Source organism: Granulosicoccus sp. 3-233 (assembly GCF_052681095.1).
This window is the reverse complement of record NZ_JBQYLE010000003.1, coordinates 497,909-514,759: the sequence shown is the minus strand read 5'-3', so window position 1 is coordinate 514,759 and position 16,851 is coordinate 497,909. Positions and strand designations below refer to the sequence as shown.

General features: G+C 59.4%; 15 protein-coding genes and 1 pseudogene. 11 read left to right on the top strand and 5 right to left on the bottom strand.

The features are described 5' to 3' along the window. Positions 1-8: 8 nt before the first annotated feature. Positions 9-515 carry a GNAT family N-acetyltransferase gene (locus ACUNV4_RS11605; protein ID WP_430878706.1) on the top strand — a complete coding sequence of 169 codons (507 nt, stop codon included), beginning with the start codon at positions 9-11 and terminating at the stop codon, positions 513-515. On the opposite strand, the gene queG is transcribed toward ACUNV4_RS11605, so the two are convergent. Together queG and ACUNV4_RS11595 are read right to left on the bottom strand one after the other, a co-directional pair. Beyond that, the gene (gene queG / locus ACUNV4_RS11600) at positions 510-1,583 is read right to left on the bottom strand and encodes a tRNA epoxyqueuosine(34) reductase QueG (RefSeq protein ID WP_430878705.1); all 1,074 of its coding nucleotides are present in this window, start codon (positions 1,581-1,583) and stop codon (positions 510-512) included. The genes ACUNV4_RS11605 and queG overlap by 6 nt on opposite strands. Continuing rightward, positions 1,580-2,392, bottom strand: a complete 813-nt coding sequence (locus tag ACUNV4_RS11595; protein WP_430878704.1) for a cupin domain-containing protein — start codon at positions 2,390-2,392, stop codon at positions 1,580-1,582. The genes queG and ACUNV4_RS11595 overlap by 4 nt, the downstream gene beginning before the upstream one ends. 116 nt (positions 2,393-2,508) lie before the next feature. On the opposite strand from ACUNV4_RS11595, the gene lexA reads away from it, so the two are divergent. The 4 genes from lexA to ACUNV4_RS11575 all read left to right on the top strand — a co-directional run bounded on the left by lexA (position 2,509) and on the right by ACUNV4_RS11575 (position 4,818). Then, positions 2,509-3,246 carry a transcriptional repressor LexA gene (gene lexA / locus ACUNV4_RS11590; protein WP_430878703.1) on the top strand — a complete coding sequence of 246 codons (738 nt, stop codon included), beginning with the start codon at positions 2,509-2,511 and terminating at the stop codon, positions 3,244-3,246. Positions 3,247-3,367: 121 nt separating this feature from the next. Then, a complete protein-coding gene (locus ACUNV4_RS11585) occupies positions 3,368-3,760 on the top strand; it encodes a DUF427 domain-containing protein (protein WP_430878702.1) in 393 nt (130 codons plus the stop codon). Positions 3,761-3,765: 5 nt separating this feature from the next. Beyond that, entirely contained in the window at positions 3,766-3,984 is a 219-nt protein-coding gene (locus tag ACUNV4_RS11580) for a hypothetical protein (RefSeq protein ID WP_430878701.1), read from the top strand. A 441-nt stretch (positions 3,985-4,425) separates the two neighbouring features. Beyond that, positions 4,426-4,818: a hypothetical protein gene (locus ACUNV4_RS11575; protein ID WP_430878700.1), complete on the top strand. Its 393-nt coding sequence runs from the start codon at positions 4,426-4,428 to the stop codon at positions 4,816-4,818. Positions 4,819-4,967: 149 nt separating this feature from the next. Here the strand turns inward: ACUNV4_RS11575 and ACUNV4_RS11570 are convergent, their stop codons facing one another. Continuing rightward, complete coding sequence (locus ACUNV4_RS11570) at positions 4,968-6,101, bottom strand: hypothetical protein (protein ID WP_430878699.1); 1,134 nt, start codon at positions 6,099-6,101, stop codon at positions 4,968-4,970. Positions 6,102-6,448: 347 nt separating this feature from the next. On the opposite strand from ACUNV4_RS11570, the pseudogene nth reads away from it, so the two are divergent. From nth to ACUNV4_RS11550, 4 genes and pseudogenes are all read left to right on the top strand, one after another. Beyond that, positions 6,449-7,075: pseudogene (nth, locus tag ACUNV4_RS11565) on the top strand (endonuclease III); the annotation flags it as partial. Positions 7,076-7,287: 212 nt separating this feature from the next. Continuing rightward, positions 7,288-8,685: a sigma-54-dependent transcriptional regulator gene (locus tag ACUNV4_RS11560; protein ID WP_430878698.1), complete on the top strand. Its 1,398-nt coding sequence runs from the start codon at positions 7,288-7,290 to the stop codon at positions 8,683-8,685. A gap of 63 nt (positions 8,686-8,748) precedes the next feature. Further along, entirely contained in the window at positions 8,749-10,815 is a 2,067-nt protein-coding gene (locus tag ACUNV4_RS11555; RefSeq protein WP_430878697.1) for a sensor histidine kinase, read from the top strand. Positions 10,816-11,033: 218 nt separating this feature from the next. After that, entirely contained in the window at positions 11,034-13,259 is a 2,226-nt protein-coding gene (locus ACUNV4_RS11550; RefSeq protein WP_430878696.1) for a hypothetical protein, read from the top strand. A 39-nt stretch (positions 13,260-13,298) separates the two neighbouring features. Here ACUNV4_RS11550 and ACUNV4_RS11545 read toward each other — a convergent pair whose 3' ends face one another. Together ACUNV4_RS11545 and ACUNV4_RS11540 are read right to left on the bottom strand one after the other, a co-directional pair. Beyond that, entirely contained in the window at positions 13,299-14,270 is a 972-nt protein-coding gene (locus ACUNV4_RS11545; RefSeq protein WP_430878695.1) for a substrate-binding domain-containing protein, read from the bottom strand. Positions 14,271-14,285: 15 nt separating this feature from the next. After that, the gene (locus ACUNV4_RS11540; RefSeq protein WP_430878694.1) at positions 14,286-15,167 is read right to left on the bottom strand and encodes a formate dehydrogenase accessory sulfurtransferase FdhD; all 882 of its coding nucleotides are present in this window, start codon (positions 15,165-15,167) and stop codon (positions 14,286-14,288) included. 221 nt (positions 15,168-15,388) lie between these two features. Between ACUNV4_RS11540 and ACUNV4_RS11535 the strand changes: the two genes are divergently transcribed. Together ACUNV4_RS11535 and ACUNV4_RS11530 are read left to right on the top strand one after the other, a co-directional pair. After that, positions 15,389-15,922 carry a DUF3305 domain-containing protein gene (locus tag ACUNV4_RS11535; RefSeq protein WP_430878693.1) on the top strand — a complete coding sequence of 178 codons (534 nt, stop codon included), beginning with the start codon at positions 15,389-15,391 and terminating at the stop codon, positions 15,920-15,922. Positions 15,923-15,925: 3 nt separating this feature from the next. Beyond that, positions 15,926-16,851: DUF3306 domain-containing protein (locus ACUNV4_RS11530; protein ID WP_430878692.1), on the top strand; the 926-nt coding region annotated here is incomplete at its 3' end.

Sequence of the window (16,851 nt, the reverse complement as noted above, 5' to 3'; positions counted from 1 at the left end):
CAACAGCCATGTCCAATTACGATCTGCAAGTCGGCAATGTGAAATTTGCACTGGCCCGGTGGGATGAGCCGGAAGATTGTGCCGCCGTACTCCACCTGCTGGATGACTACGCCCGCGATCCCATGGGCGGCGGGACACCGCTGAGCCAGCATGCGCATGACAATCTGCCGCAGGCCATGGCTGCCATGCCGGGCGCCTTCTCGGTCATCGGTCGTATCGACGACAAGCCAGTGGCCCTGGCCAACTGTTTCACCACGCTCTCCACCTTTGCCTGCAAGCCGCTGATCAACATCCATGACCTTGCGGTGATTGCCGATGCGCGAGGGGGTGGAGTCGGTCAGAAGTTGCTGGCCTTCATCGAGGCAGAAGCGAAACAGCGTGGCTGTTGCAAGGTGACGCTGGAGGTACTGACAGGCAACGCGCGGGCGCGACGTTCCTATGAGCGTTTCGGCTTCACGGCCTACACCCTGGATGAGTCCACCGGGCATGCCGTGTTGTTGCAGAAGATGCTATGAGGCGTCGTGCTGTTCCAGTGCCCAGGCAACATGCTCGCGAATAACGGCTGAGGGGTCATCCTGCCGTTCGCGCAGTGCGGCGATGATCTCCTGCGTGCCGGGGGCGTTGCCCAGCGCTACCGCAATGTTGCGTATCCAGCTTTCATGGCCGATTCGATGGATCGGGCTGCCCGCCATGCGCGCCTTGAAATCTTCTTCGTTCCAGCGAAACAGGCTGATCAACTGCGGGCTGTCCAGGTCGTTGCGAACGCTGAAGTCATCTTCCTGCGTGTCATTGCTGAACTTGTTGAATGGACAGACCAGCTGGCAGTCGTCACAGCCATAGATGCGATTGCCCATGGCCGAGCGAAACTCGACCGGGATCGAGCCCTTCAGTTCGATGGTCAGGTAGGAGATGCAGCGGCGGGCATCCACCTTGAACGGTGCCACGATGGCCTCGGTGGGACAGGCTTGCAGACAGGCGGTACAGCTGCCGCAATGAGATTTCGGCAATGGGGCGTCGACTGCCAGTGGCAGGTCGGTATAGAGTTCGCCGAGAAAGAACCAGCTGCCGGCATCGGTGCTCAGCAGATTGCTGTGCTTGCCGATCCAGCCCAGCCCAGCCTTTTGTGCGATGGCCTTTTCCAGTACCGGGGCACTGTCGACAAAGGCTCGGTAGCCGAACTCGCCAAAGTGCTGCTGAATGCGTTTGGCCAGTTTCTGCAGGCGGTTGCGCAACACCTTGTGATAATCACGGCCCATGGCATAGCGCGAGACATAACCCAGAGAGGGCGAGCCCAGCACGCTCTCGGCATCGGCGCTGTGCGGCGGGTAGTAGTCCATGCGGACCGAGATGATGCGAATGGTGCCGGGCAACAGCTCGGCGGGACGCGAGCGTCGCGTGCCATGGCGCTGCATGTAGTCCATTTCCCCGTGAAAACCGGCGGCCAGCCAATTCAGCAGATGAGTTTCGTGCTCGCCCAGGTCGGTATCGGTGATTGCGCAGTGCTGCAGGCCAAGTTCTGCGGCAGCCTGTTTGACAAAGCGCGTCAGTGTGGACGGGTCGTCAATGAGGTCGGTGTCTGTCACTGTGATTCATCGGGTGGTGCAAAGTGGCCGTTCTTGTAATACACCACGGTACCCGGGACAGCGCCCCAGTTCTGCCAGGCCTCTACCGGGTTGCGTATCCAGCTACCCGCGGGATAGCGCCCCAGCGCATCCTGCAGTGTTCCGCTCAGTACCAGTATTTCCTCGCCGGTCGGGTCCAGGCGAGGTTTGATCTCGACTCGGCTGTTCCAGCGGATCAGCATGGAGTTACCGCTGCCGTGACCATGCAAAGGCAGCACTTCCGTACCTTCGGCCGGGCCGGGTAGCCAGCGAGAGGCATCATTGGTGTCGATACGTCGCTGTTCGGTATCACTGGTCAGCATCTGTCCGGCCGCGACATACAACAGGGCGCTGCCCGTCTCATCGGTTGTCGACAGCGTGGGCGGTTGCCCGGTATCGCTTTCGCTGCAGCGAAGGGTCAGAGCCTGCAGATGATGATCGCCGGTGAGCGGCAGACGCAGATAGAGGCCGGCCGGGTACACACCCATGGTGGATTCCAGCTCACCCTGTTGCACCAGAATCTCCAGATCGGGATTGTCGCCGAGCAGGGCCGGGGAGTGCTCCGGGTCCAGCCGAATCTGCCCTGTGAGGCGGGGTATGGCACCGGGGATGTACTCCAGCACACGCAAGGCCACACCATCGACCTGCGTGCTGTGCCACTTCGCGTCGTCGGGCAGGCTTACCACACGCTGGTCGAAGTCGTCGTTCAGGGCGGCCATTTCGTAGGTGAACCACCAGGGTAATTCCAGGCCGGGCTTGAGCCTGTTGATGAATGTTTGCTGCTTGTTCATGATGGCTTTGCACCAGACCGAGATGGATACAATAATGTAGCGGCGAAATCCATGCCCAACCGTTGAAATTTCTCTGAACGTTCTCTATGCTGGCTGAGTACATTTGGAGAACGTTCATGGAATCCGACAATCCTCTCACTCATCTGGAAGCGCGTGTTCTTGCAGCCATCGAGCGCCATATACGCGCCGAGGGCGTTGCGCCGACCATCGCCGAGCTGGCAGCCAATCTGCGCCTGAAATCCAAGGGGACGGTTCATCGTTACGTACAGTCACTCATTGCCAAGGGACGTCTGGAACGGCATGGTAACGGTTGGCGCGGCCTGCGTATCGTCGGTCTGGCAATGCCCTCGAAGCCATCCAATGTAAAGCATCTGCCGCCACCTCGCCGCGCCGGTTCTCTGACGCACATGTCCGCGGATTCCAACGTCGAACACCCCATGGGGCTGCCTGACAAGGTCGGCGAGCATGGTCGCGACGATCTGGTCATCCCCCTGCTCGGGCGCATCGCCGCAGGGCAGCCCATCGAGGCCATCGAAGATGCCAATTATCTGGACCTGGCGGCATTCTTCATCGGCCCGGACCGTTATGCTCTGCGGGTTACCGGGGAGTCCATGATGGATGTGGGCATACTGGATGGTGACACGGTCATTCTGCGCAAGCAGGACACCGCGCAGACCGGCGATATCGTCGTGGCCTTGATCGATTCCCAGGAAGCGACGCTCAAGCGTCTGGGAGAGACTCGCAATGGCATCGTCGAGCTCATACCGGAGAACAGCACCATGTCACCCATGCGGTATGATGCCAGCCGCGTCAGTTTTCAGGGTGTACTTGTCGGGCAGCTGCGCAGTTATTAGGGTTCATGGCCACGGTTGTCGTCAGCGGCGAGCCGGATCGTGGGCTACCGAGCCGTCATGAGGTGTGCCCTGGTGTGTCAGTACGCCAGGGCAGCACGGAAATACCAGGGGGAAGTGCACGATGAAGATCAGGATGCAGGAGCGTTATCGGGTAGTTGTCCCCGATCGCTATCTGAAAACCCGCTTCCTGGAAGAGCTGGTGTCCGTCAGGCAGGGTAATCACACCCTGATCACGACCGATCTTGCCTTGCAGCTGCTGGAAGGTGAGCGTCAGCCGGTTACCTATGTTCCGCTGGAAGAGGTCCGCGGGGCCGTTCTGCAAGCCACCGATACGCGATACACCTGCCGCTGGAAGGGAGAAGCCCGATACTACGACGTGCATCTGCCCGATGGCGCTGTCATTCCGGATGGCGCCTGGGCCTATCCCGCAGCACCTGATGAACTGGCCTTGTTGCGCACCCAGGTCTCGTTCGATACGGCCCGTTTCACCGAAGAATTCAAGAAAAAATCCTGACGATCATGAGCAAGCTGGACGAACAATCACTGACGGCCTTGAAAACGGCATTTTGTTACATGCCAAGGATCAATGATGTCAACGAATTCGATCATCCGGGCAGAGTGCAGCAGATAATCGATGATATCGAAGCCGTGCGGGAAGTGCTGTTGATGAATGATGTCGATCCGGATGAAGTCGCCGATGAGATACATCCCGATCAGGCCAACAATTCTTCTTACTGAACGCACGAACCGTCGGGATTCAGGTGCTTGTCTGTCGAAAACCTGACTTTTCTTGCACAGCAGTGATACCAGGCTGCCAAATGTTACCTGTGCAATCGTTGGTAACGTGGTGTCAGGCACGATCTTGACGGTATTTGCGGAGTATGCTTCGACTGTTGATGCAGCACTGACCTGATCTTTTGTTCAGTTACGGCGTTGCTCTGCCCACTGAACTTATTTCGGGCTTCTCTCGTGGAGCATTCGCAAGTAACATGAATTGAACACCTGCTCAGAGAGCAGGTCGAATCAGGGAAATTTGAAACGGGTCTGGTCCGGGTAACCTTCCGGTTATCCTCGAATGCAGAGTCACCGGCGCTACACGGCAATCGGTAGACCTCGAAGGATAATGCAATTTTGCGTTATCCTGACGAAGGCCCCCAGGACAATTGGATGTTGTTGGCCATGAAGATAGAAACGTCAGATACACTCGGCACGGTAGCGATTTCGGAAGGCAGCATGCAGGCCGTCGTTGCTGTCATAGCAAATATCGTCGACATGGCGTGCGAGCACGAGCCCGATCTGGGGTTGATGCGCCTGGTCAACTTCATGGACCTGTACCGAACCTACCTGGCGCATGAAATCGATACCGGCCCTGGCGAGACGACGGGTTTTCTCGCAGAACATGCCGGTCGCAGGATGACGGATTGCGTCAGTTTCGAGCATTTCATCGGCGATCCTCATTTGCTGGAACTCGCCGCCCAGGCAGCCAGTCAGGACACCGGCGTGATTGTCGCCGCACCGGTGCCACTGAAGATCAGTGCAAACAGCGGCATTACCGAAACCGCTCTCGCCTGACGCCGATCGATCAGGCGGTCAGTGAGTCAGCCATCGCTAGTAGCAGAACAATCAGGCGGTCAGTGAATCAGCCATCGTTTGTGGCAGGTTGATCAGGCGGTCAGTGAATCAGCCATTTCGTGTAGCGGAACAATCAGCCTGTCTGTGAATCAGCTGCGGATCTTGGCCTGATAGTCGGTTCGCAGTGGACCACTGGCGCTGATCAGGTAATGGGCACAATCCATGATCGTCTGCAGCTCCTCTGCGCTGAGACGCTTGCTGGCGTTGGTGCTCAGATGCAGATTCTCCACGTGTGTGATGCGGCCGGTCTGAGCGTCGACCAGTTGCACACTGACCTGGGTTTCTTCCGGCAGAGGCAGAACATTGATGGACACCAGATAGTCTTCAGGCCAGTACTGCTGTCCCTGTGTCGAGCGGAACAGCCGATGCACACGGATGTCCTCCGACTCGGAGAAGACATCACTCATGAGCGTGCTGAGCTGACTGACCAGAGAGTCGGATTGCTCCATGGCGCTGACGAACAATGACAAGGACTCCGGCCGCTGACGGGGGGAGGACAGGTGATAGCCGGTAGGTGAACGAGCCGGTGAAGCTGCCTGCATGGATGGGACCGTAGATCTGTCCCTGCCATTCATGAAGGTGCCGGCCAGAAAGGCCAATATCACCGCGGCTGCCACGCTCGATTTCGGGAACCTGTAGGGCAGGCGCAGAAATGCCCGGTGAGCGGCAAGACCGGCGGCAGGCGAATCGGCTGCCTCCATGCCCGGCTGCGGTACGTGTGATGACTGACGAGCAACCGCTTCCCGGCGTGTTCCTGTCGCCAGGTCATTGCTGTCGTCAGCCAGCTCCCCGTCTTCCGGCGAGCTGGAGGTAAGGTCACTCTCGCTGATGATGCTGTTTGCTGCTGTGAGGCAGTGATCGATGTCGTCCTCGTCCGAGTGATCCGTCTCCTCGGTTGGCGCCTCGGATTGCTGGGTGTCCTTTAGTACAAAGACGGGCACATAGGAGCCGGGCTTCATCTCGATGACCACATCCTCATCCGGCCGGATCTCGTAATAGGCAGCCAGCGATGAGCGGAGTCTGCCAGCCAGCACACGCACCACGGGATCGTTCTGAGGGTCGAAGGTATCGGGTTTGCCCAGCGCATCGACAGCGACGGTATAGGCCTTGATTCTGAACTTGTTGCCGCTGGCTGCCTGTTCCACGACGTAGCGCAGGAACGCTGACATCTGCGGCGCAGCCACAAACTTCTCCGAGGCGAGTATGGCCTCGAGAGCAAGCATTATTCGCTCGTATCCGGGGTCAGGTTTGCCTGACGGGAAGGGCGGCTTTTGCATAACGGACGGGCTACCTTGCTTATCTGCTACATGCGTCTGCACGAAACAGGTGGTTGGCGATCTGACGCCTGCCGGGATACCGCTACGGTTGTACCGATGCAGTCAACGTGCGACATTCATTCTCCGTGATCGCGAATCGCTTCCCTGTATGTCAACGCCCAACACCTCCTGCGCTAATGCGTCATCATAGCCGCATAATAGGTGTCGATTCGTCATGAATGCACTCAACATATTATAGGTTACATTCGCAGCCTATCCATCGATAATGCACAGTAATAGCCAACAGTCAGTCAATGAACCAGGTTAAACGCGCCGACATGTTCCGGCGCTTCAAAGAGGCCAACCCGAACCCCCAGACGGAACTGGACTACACCACCCCCTTCGAACTGCTGATCGCCGTCATGCTCTCGGCGCAGGCCACGGACGTGGGTGTCAACAAGGCCACCGCAAGACTGTTCCCGGTTGCCAACACTGCCGCCGACATGCTGCAGCTGGGCGTTGAGGGCATCACGCCCTACATCCGCACCATTGGTCTGTTCAATGCCAAGGCGCGCAATGTCATCGAAACCTGCCGCATTCTGTGCAAACAGCACGAGGGGCAGGTGCCTGCCGATCGGGAGGCGCTGGAGGCCTTGCCGGGAGTCGGCCGCAAGACGGCCAATGTCGTGCTCAACACGGCATTCGGCGAGCTGGCCATGGCCGTGGATACACATATCTTCCGCGTATCCAATCGCACCGGTCTCGCACCGGGCAAGACGGTACTGGAGGTGGAGCGAAAGTTGATGCGCATGGTGCCGCGCGACTACCTGCTCGATGCGCACCACTGGTTGCTGTTGCACGGTCGTTATGTCTGTGTGGCCAGAAAGCCCAGATGCCCGGATTGCCTGATACGGGATATCTGTGATTACCGGCCGAAGACCGAGGCGGAGCAGCCAGTTGTCGGCAAGCTGCGTCAGCGCAAGGATAGCGACAGCGGGCAAGGGGCTGGCAAGTCAAGCAGCAAGACGAGCGACAAGACCGCCAGCAAGAGCACCAGCAAGAGCACTCGCAAGACCACCAGCAAGTCAGGCACCGGCAAGTCAGGGAGCAAGACGACCCCCGCCAAGCGGCAGAGCCGGTGAATCTGCCAGTCATGAATGCAACAAGGAACGATGGTGATATCGAGCTGCTGTTCAATCGTCTGCTGCGCTCCGCTGCCATACTGGTCGTCGATGACGAACCGGGCATGCGCAATTTTCTGAAGCGCGCCTTCGAGGATCGCTGCGCCTTGCTGGAGGTTGCCGGCAGCGCCGAGGAAGCGGAAGCATTGCGGCTGCGCTACCACTTCGATCTGTTGCTTGTCGATATCCGCCTGCCCGGACTGTCCGGTCTGGACTGGATGGAGAAGCTGCGTGAGCGCGGTGTCAGAACGCATGTCATCTACATGACGGCCTATGCCGATCTGGACATGGCGGTGTCGGCCTTGCGTAATGGCGCGGACGATTTCATCATGAAGCCGTTCCGCACCGAGCAGATCTTCATGTCCATGCGTCGCACGCTGATGCGCCGCCAGATTCTGCGTGAAAACTCTCTGCTGCGGTTGCAGGTCGAGCAGATGCGGGAAGATGATGGGCTGGTGGGTGAGAGCGAGGCGATGCTTGCCATGTCGACGCTGATTCAGCGCGTTGCTGCCACTCGCTCGACGGTTCTGGTGCAGGGAGAGAACGGTGTAGGCAAGGCACAGGTAGCCAGGGTACTGCATCGGCTCAGTCGTCGCGGCGGGCCCTTCATCGCATTCAACTGCGGCACCGTGGATCCGGAGCAGATCGATAGCGAGCTGTTCGGATACGTCAAGGGCGCCTTCGAAGGTGCAAACCAGACACGGGATGGAATGATCGCGCATGCGGACAAGGGCACACTGTTCCTGGATGAAGTGGCGCGACTGCCCGAATCGGTGCAGACCAAGCTGCTGGGTGTGCTGGAGCGTGGCGTACTGCGTCCGCTGGGTAGCGCACGAGAATTCCCCGTTGATGTGCGTTTCGTTGCGGCCACTACCAGCGACCTCGAGCAGTTGGGCGCCAGCGGCATGTTTCGCTCGGACCTGCTCTACCGACTGAACTCCCTGCATCTGCAGGTTCCGCCGTTGCGCGACAGGGGTCGTGATATCGAGTTGCTGGTGCAGCATTTCATGGAGCAGCTGTCCTCGGAATTGCGTCTGGCCCCGGTGCAGCTGCTGCATGCGGACTGGGAAAGACTCCATGCCTACCACTGGCCGGGCAATGTCAGAGAGCTGCGCAATGTCGTGGAACGCACGCTGTTGCTGGGAGAGTTGCCGCTCGAGAGTCTGGGCAAGGGGGAGGTGGTGGCCCCTGTGCTGGAGCCCGGCTATCCACTGGACTGGAGCATGGAGCAGGTAGAGCGGGCGCACATCGAGGCCGTGCTGGAGTCGCTGGGCAACAACAAGTCGGCGGCAGCGCGGCAGCTCGGTGTTTCTCGCAAGACGTTGGAGCGCAAGCAGGCCTTGTGGAGCAGTAGTGGAGGCAACGAATAGTGCCCGGCCATGTTCGCTGACCGATCACGGCTGCCTACTTTCGTGCGCAGGCGATTTCACACATTGCGATATCGACTGCTGGCGCTGGTGCTGGTGCCACTGCTGTTGCTGAGCGGTACGGTGATACTGCTGGCCGCCAAGTGGTCGAGTGACTATACCTACGAGCAGTTGTTCGCCAAGGTCAATGCCGATCTGCAGGTTGCCGGCGAGAGCTTCCGCCGGATACGGGAAGACACGCGGAGCGAGCTGTCGGCGGTAGCCGGTAGTGCATCACTGGTACATCTGCTGCGGAACGCTTCCTTCGACGACATCATGCAACTGCTCGCCGATCAGCAGGGCGTGCGTGGATTCGATTTTCTGCGAGCCTGGTCCGTCGATGGAAGCCGGGTTCTGACCAGCGCGGGATGGCAACCGGGCAGATTGCGTGCCGGGCCTCTTGCTGCCGCGGTATCCGGTGCAACACCTGAGAAGGTAACGCAGCAGGGCGTGGCAGGGATCGAGCTGTACGAGCCTGCAGACTGGCAGGAGATCCCCGGCATCGATGCTTCTCGAGTGGTGCTGCCACTGGTGCCGACCGCCAGAGCCAGGCCCACCGACAGGCAGGTGGAGGATCGCGCCATGGTCATCCGATCCCTGCACGAAGTGCGGGATGTCAAGGGACAGCTGGTTGCCCTGCTCGAAGGCGGCGTACTGCTGAACCGCAACTTTGCCTTCGTGGATGAGATACGCGATCTGGTCTATGGCCCCGGCAGCCTGGCGCCGGACAGTCGCGGTACGGTGACCCTGTTTCTGGATGATGTGCGCATCAGCACCAATGTGCCCTGGCTCGATGATACGAGGGCGCTGGGTACCCGCGTGTCCTCGGAGGTCTATCGCACGGTGCTGTCGCGCGGGGATATCTGGATCGATCGTGCCTTCGTGGTCAAGGACTGGTACATCTCGGCCTACGAACCGGTCATCGATGTGAATGGCGAACGGATTGGCATGCTGTACGCCGGCTACCTTGAAGCCCCTTTCCGGGCTCGCATGCTGATGGCCATAGCGGTGCTGTCGGTCCTGGTCATCGCCGGCAGCCTGCTGGCCGGGCTGGCCGCCATTCTGGGGGCTCGCAGCATCTTCGCACCGATTGAAACCATGACCGCGGTGGTGCGTGCCACCGCCGCCGGAGAGCATCGCCGCATCGGGCCCCTTTCCCCGGGTAGCGAAATCGGTGAACTGGCCTCGAATTTCGATGTCATGCTTGACACGCTGGAACTGCACCGGCGGCGAATCGAACAGGATGCCGCCTTGCTTGAAGACAAGGTGAAGCTGCGTACGGCGGAACTGGAAAAACAGAATCGGCGCCTGCAGGACTCGATCGACCTGCTGCAGCAGACACGGCGACAACTGGCCAATGCCGAGAAGCTGGCCGCTCTGGGAGAGCTGACCGCCGGTGTCGCGCACGAGATCAACAATCCGACGGCGGTCATTCTCGGCAACATGGACGTGCTGGTGGCCGATCTGGGCGAAGGCTGCGAGCAGGTACAGACGGAGATCGATCTCATCTTCGAGCAGGTTTACCGTATTCGCTCGATCACCGATCGCCTGCTGCAGTATTCACGCTCTGGCCAGCTGGCACCGGAGCAATCGTCGTCGGCTCCCGTCGAGCCGCAGGGGGGCGGGCTGACACCGGTCTCCCTGCCGAAGGTGATCGAGGATTCACTCACGCTGCTGGCGCATGAGCTGGACGGTCGACAGGTGGTCGTGGCAGAGCGGCATGAGACCACGCGGGCTGCCCTGATCGATCGACAGGAGTTGCAGCAGGTCCTGGTCAATCTGCTGAGCAACGCCATACAGTCCATGGCGCAGGGTGGGCAGATTCGTATCGAAACCCGGGATGGCGACAATGAAGTTGTCGGCATCACCATCCACGATTCGGGCTGTGGTATCGAGCCTGATGATCTGCCGCGTGTCTTCGACCCATTCTTCACTAGCGGAAAGGCCAGCGGTACCGGCTTGGGTCTGTCTGTCAGTTATGGCATTGTGAGACGGTTCGGTGGTGATATTCAGGTGTATTCCGAACGCGGTGTCGGCAGTGTCTTCGAGGTGGTGTTGCCAGGTGTGACGGACAACACGCTGCAGGAGACCTGACAAGCCGTACCGAATGATGACCGACTCGGCAGGTTTTGCTCTTCATGTTAAATCTCGTCAATTGAAGAGTGAGCTGGTCGACTTTTTCTGATTTCGGCGGGATTATTGCGTCAAGATCCTGAACATTACCGTCCGGCTGGCCGGTGCAACTACCGTTTAAAACTGGCGCGGTATTGCTATTCTTAGCCAAGCCAGTACTTTTTTGGAAATACAATACCGTGGCGCGTGCATACCCGCTCACTGACCTAGTCAAACTCGTCAGAGCCTATGGGGTTCTGGCTGGCACTTCCGATATGGAACGTGTCATCGCCGGCACCTTGTCGCGTGAATGGATCGCCAAGGAAGTCGAGCGACTGGTGCCGCTTTCATCCTTGCCGCGTCGATTGTTCGACACGCAACGAGGCCGGGACCTGCTCGCCGCCGAGCTGTTCGCCAAGCAGGACATCGATCCCGAAACCATCAAGCCCGAAGCGCTCGATGCACGCATCACCGGATCCGGGCGAATGATCAATACCAATCGTCTGCCCAAGCTCGAACCCATCATTCATCAGGCCGTACTGGCTGCCAACATGCTCCTCGGGGTGCGACTCTATGGCAGTCACGGTCGCGGCACTCGCAGCATGTCGCACGATCTCATCGTTGCCACCATGCTGCAGGATTCCTACGGCAAGCTGCATCGCTACAGTGCCTTCTCTTCGCACGATCACGAAGTGGTTGACGATACCTATGTGTTCACCTGGTTCGGTGACTCGGTCGGCAAGCTGGTGGTCACCGTCGCCGAATACCTGGCCGCATTCAACGAGGCCGTGGAGAGCAGAATTCCCATTCCCGATCCGCCTAGCCCGGAGATCGGCACGGCCATCGCGGCCATTCAGGCAAGCCGTCTGCGACTGGTCGCCCGTGCGGCTGGCGATCAGGTCATCAGTTTCATGGATCGGGAACAACGACAGGAACTGGAAGCGGTGGGCGTTGACTGCGATGCCGATTTCCCGGAGCGGCCACTGCTCGAGAAACACTACGAGCTGACCGTCAAGGCCTTCAAGCTGCCGGGGGTCGACCATTACGCGTTGCGAGAGCCCTTGCGTAACACACTGCTGATGGCCGTGCGGGACGCCCTGGACGATCCTGCCAAACGCGAGCGTCTGTCGGGGCGTCGTGGCAAGGCCGTTCACGAAGTGCATATCAATCTGCCTGTCATGGAATACTTCGTGGTGTCCGAAGCGCCCAATTCCATCGAGGCGGTGCATGTCGCCAGTCTGGAGATGATGCGCTCACTGGAGAAGGGCCGACGCAAGTCACTCAGCAGCATGGCGGCTCATGCCTTTCGCATTTCGGCCATCGCCGAGCGTGTGCTGGGGCGGGCGCTGGAACCACTGATCGTGACGCTGGCCATGCTGCACGACGTGGTCGAGGATGGCTCCATGCGCGTGACTGGCTACGGGCATTCCCTGCGCAAGATCCAGTTCCGATTCGGTGGACCCATTGCCGCCATGGTTTCCGAATTGACCGATTCCTCGGTTCATTCGGCCGGTGCGAACAAGGCCAACCTGACCCTCAAGCAACCGCATCTGTTGTTGCCCCAGGCGCAGTACAACGTCGGGCGATTCACCGACATGACGGTCAAGGCGACCGAGGCCGAGGTGCCTTATACGCTGGCAGGCATCGTCATCAAGTTGCTCGATACCGTGGTGTCGCTGGAAGAGGGAATCCGTGATCCGGAGCTCATGTCCGGACACTGGCGTCACAGTGGTGCCCGCATCTACTGGGCAGAGCGAGACCGGGGGGCCATCGTGTCGCCACTGGTGGAGCGGCTGCTGATCGAACTGAAAGCCAGCCAGGCAGATCCGAAATATTCCACGCGCCCGCATCATGTCAATGCCGTGCGTCTGCGAGCCGGTCTGGCCATCGTCGAGACCATTCTCATGTATCAGGACATGTACGCTACGCAGAATCTGGCCATTCTGGCGAACGAATTCGGGCTCGATTCGGTCGAGCGGGAAACGCTGATCAGTCTGTTCAATGATCGCAACGTCAATGCAGAGCAGTTTTCCGAACGTGTTCTGCAAGGCTTGCTGAACGACCAGCGTCTGCTCGACAATATCGAGGCGGGCGAATTGCCCTGCATCGGCTTCACCACCCTGTACGCCAAGGACGCCACGCTGGAGTCACCGCGAAACGAAGAAACCTTCATCGCCTACCGTAACAGCGCTCTGCGACGTCAGGAGATCCGGCGGGAGCTGGCCATCGACACGGCCGAAAAACTCACGGCCTTGACGCTGCGACAGGAACAGGTATTGCGCATGTTCGACCGGACTCTGAGCTGTCAGCGTGACAAGCAGAAGAACCTGCTGGACGAGAACAGGAGCGCATCCCTGGCAGATACCGGCAGTGGCCATCGTGAGCATGGCGAGGACAACCAACGCCTGGTGGCGTCCGGCCGTTAAGCTGAACGGTATCAGGCGCCGGATCCGTGGCGGGCGGGTTCAATCGATGGTGAGCAGCTGACTGGCAGGCAGTACCGTGTATCCGCCAAGATTCTCGGCAAGTTGATGTGTACCGCTATCGAGCAGACGGGCAATGAAATCCTGGACCAGGGTGCGAAAGTAGGTCTTGCGGCTCATGACCAGATCCAGAGAGACATCGGCAACCGGCAGGTAATGCAACCCGAAGTCCCGCGCAATGCTCTGACCGGCACAGCACAGATCGGCCTGACCACGATTCAGGGCAGCAGCGGCCGTGGTCTCGCTATCGCACCAGATGCTGGTCTGCAGGTGATTGGTGCTGTTGCCCTGTACCGAGCACAGATCTTCCAGCAGGCGAGTGGTGCCGGAGTCGTCCGGCCGCATGGCCCAGCGAAGTTGTGTATTGCCGATCAGCCGCGCAATCGTGTCCGCCGGCGTTGATGCCGGCGACTCGGCTACCGGTTGCGTTTGCAACAGACCCTGATTGCGTTGCAGGCAGCGCACGATGACCCAGCTCTGATGGTTGCGGTAACGTCGCAACAGACCCAGATGGCGGCGGCCGCTGGCTTCACTGGCGCCCCAGTTGATGAAACAGGCATCAACGCGTCCGGTATCGAGCATGCGCAGGCCATGGCGTGTACCTGTGGGACTGTAGCTGATCAGCGCCTGTTGCTGCCAATCGCTGGCGGCTGTATTGCACAGCTGCTGTATCAGACGATCGTCGCTACCGGCAATCAGCAGGCGATCATGCATGACCCCGCCGTGACTGTTTTCCAGCAGCCAATCCTCGATCAGCTGGCGTGGAAAGATCCACTTTCCGGTCACCTTGGTGCCGGGAATCTCGCCGACACCAGCCAGCTGATAGATCTTCTTTTCATTGACGTGCAGCAGCTGCGCCAGTTGCGGCACGGTCAGGAAGGAGGAACCATCGAGCTGGCGGATTCCCGTTCTGTCAGCACCGTTCTGTACCAGTGGGTCGGCCGTACTAGTCATGGGGCAATCGCTCGCTCAGCCAAGATCACGCATGCCCTTGGTCGGCGGCGGGCTGCGTCGCTCTGCCGGAATGGCGTCGAAGGTCATGTGTTCATGACCGTTGTAGATCAGGAAATGGCGACCCTTGGCTCGGGCGATCATGGTCATGCCGATCTCTTGCGCCAGTTCGAGTCCCATCTGCGTCACCCCGGAGCGGGACAGCAGCGTGGGTATGCCCATGAACGCCGTTTTCATGACGATTTCCGAGGTCAGACGACCGGTCGTGTAGAAGATCTTGTCAGCGCCTTCGATGCCTTCGAGCCACATGCGCCCGGCGATGGCATCGGCGGCATTGTGGCGACCGACATCTTCGATATGCATCAGCGATTCGGTCGGTGAGCACAATCCGCAGCCGTGCACGGCGCCGGATACACGGTACACATCATTGAGCTGACTGACGTGTTTGATCAGGGTGTAGATCTCCGACTGCTTCAGTGCCGGTGTGGTGAGATCGACTTCGTACAGCTTGTCGACGGTGCAGCTGAAGATCGTGCCCTGGCCGCAGCCGCTGGTCACGATCCGGCGCTTCATCTTTTCCTGCCAGTCCGCGATGCCGGTACCGGCATGAGTTTCCACATCCACCACCTCTCGATCCCAGTCCACCGTGACCGATTTGATCAGGCTGATATCGTCGATCAGCTTCTGGTTGCGTATGTAACCGAGGGTCAATGCTTCGGGCTGGGTTCCGAGCGTCATCAGGGTGACCACTTCCATGCCATCGACGCGGATGGTCAGTGGCAGTTCTCCCGGGATATGTGCTTCGACGGATTCACCGAATTCATTGACCGCCGTGATGCCATGTGCGGGCATCAGGGATTCATTACTCAGGCTGGGAAGTTGCTGGGCCGTAGCGTGCATGATCGTTCAAACTCGAAGGTTGCTGCCCTGACTTTAAGAGTCTGCTTGAGTCAAGTCACGTCATGTCGCCAGTTTTTCGTACTATTCGATGAAATGTTGAGACAAAATGTCTCGGTTTTGCGTGGCCAAGGTCAGAATTTTTCGTCGAGCGGAGAAAACGGATGATTTCAGCACTTGCTGACGGTTCAACACAGCTGACAGTCGTGCAATAGTTCCCGGTCATGAGCACGCAGATTCCTACCCGATTGAAGCTGCCGGTAACCGTGTTGCTGGAAAGAAGAATGATCAGCCGGTCATTCTGGTCGATGCCGTCGTGGTATCTGTATTCGGTTGCCGTGGGGGAAAACGTCGCCGCTGCCGAATCGGCCAGCAAGTCCGTGCTTTCGGCTGGCCAATCCGACAAGGGCGAACTGTTCGCCTGGTCCGGCTATCAGGTGACGCTGTACAAGGATGCCTGTGAACGCTATTGGCATGCGCTGATCGGGGACAAGCCCCTGGTCTATGTGGTGTGTCGAGACTCCGAAGAGGAAGACGAGTGCCGTATTCGGCCAGTCATCGTCACCATTGATTACGACGAGGCGACTGCCTGTGCGGAAACCGACGAGCTGGTACTCAGTGCCCCCATACCGGCCGAACTCTACCGTTACATGGAATCGTTCGTGCTGGCGCATTATCAGCCGAAGGCGTTCACGAAACGCAAGCGCAGGAAGTGGTCAGAAGGAGATGGCAAGGGTCGGCAACCGGGTCCGGGGTAGCGCATGAGCAAGCAAGATGAACGGCGTGGTTTCCTGAGCCGCTGGTCGGCACGCAAACAGGCCGTCGAACAGGAGCGCAATCTCGATACCGACAGGCCACGCGAACTGACTGCAGGATCCTCGGCTGAACCCGAGTCCGGGCCCGAGATGCTGGTCGGGACAGAACGCCCGGTGTCGCTGGATACTGACGGGTCGATACTGCAGCCGGCCAGTGCGGATTGGACCGGCATGAGCATCGAGTCTGCCTCCGATAGGGCAGGAACCACGCTGGTCGACGATGCTGCTGCCAACGCCAACGCCAACGCCAACGCCAACGCCAACGCCGACACCGACACCGACACCGACACCGACACCGACACCGACGCCGACACCGACACCGACACCGACACCGACACCGACACCGACGCCGACACCGACACCGACGCCGACGCCGACGCCGACGCCGACGCTGATGCTGATGCTGATGCTGATGCTGATGCTGATGCTGATGCTGATGCTGCTCAGGCTGGCGAGGTGTTGCTGACCGATGCCGACATGCCCGACATCGAGACCCTGACGGCGAGCAGTGACGTCAGTGCATTCTTCAACAAGGGGGTGAGTGCGGCATTACGCAAGGCCGCGTTGCGCCATGTGTTTCGCCAGTCAAGCTTCAATGTGCGTGATGGTCTGAACGACTACGATGGTGATTTCACCTCGTTTGAACCCTTGGGCGACACGGTGACCTCTGACATGAAGTTTCACGCAGCCCGCAAGGAGAAGGCGCGGCTGGAGGCGGAACGAGTCGCACAGGAAGAGGAAGCCAGACTGGAGGCTGAACGGGCGGCACAGGAAGAAGATGCCAGGCTGCAAGCCGAACAAGCCGAACAAGCCGAACAAGCCGAACAAGCCGAACAAGCCGAACAAGCCGAACAAGCCGAACAAGCCGATCA

What these genes read in the sequence shown, in the direction of transcription:
- ACUNV4_RS11605 (WP_430878706.1), top strand. Translation starts at nt 9, where the DNA reads ATGTCCAATTACGATCTGCAAGTCGGCAATGTGAAATTTGCACTGGCC.
- ACUNV4_RS11595 (WP_430878704.1), bottom strand. Translation starts at nt 2,392, where the DNA reads ATGAACAAGCAGCAAACATTCATCAACAGGCTCAAGCCCGGCCTGGAA.
- lexA (WP_430878703.1), top strand. Translation starts at nt 2,509, where the DNA reads ATGGAATCCGACAATCCTCTCACTCATCTGGAAGCGCGTGTTCTTGCA.
- ACUNV4_RS11585 (WP_430878702.1), top strand. Translation starts at nt 3,368, where the DNA reads ATGAAGATCAGGATGCAGGAGCGTTATCGGGTAGTTGTCCCCGATCGC.
- ACUNV4_RS11580 (WP_430878701.1), top strand. Translation starts at nt 3,766, where the DNA reads ATGAGCAAGCTGGACGAACAATCACTGACGGCCTTGAAAACGGCATTT.
- ACUNV4_RS11575 (WP_430878700.1), top strand. Translation starts at nt 4,426, where the DNA reads ATGAAGATAGAAACGTCAGATACACTCGGCACGGTAGCGATTTCGGAA.
- ACUNV4_RS11570 (WP_430878699.1), bottom strand. Translation starts at nt 6,101, where the DNA reads ATGCTTGCTCTCGAGGCCATACTCGCCTCGGAGAAGTTTGTGGCTGCG.
- ACUNV4_RS11560 (WP_430878698.1), top strand. Translation starts at nt 7,288, where the DNA reads ATGAATGCAACAAGGAACGATGGTGATATCGAGCTGCTGTTCAATCGT.
- ACUNV4_RS11545 (WP_430878695.1), bottom strand. Translation starts at nt 14,270, where the DNA reads ATGACTAGTACGGCCGACCCACTGGTACAGAACGGTGCTGACAGAACG.
- ACUNV4_RS11540 (WP_430878694.1), bottom strand. Translation starts at nt 15,167, where the DNA reads ATGCACGCTACGGCCCAGCAACTTCCCAGCCTGAGTAATGAATCCCTG.
- ACUNV4_RS11535 (WP_430878693.1), top strand. Translation starts at nt 15,389, where the DNA reads ATGAGCACGCAGATTCCTACCCGATTGAAGCTGCCGGTAACCGTGTTG.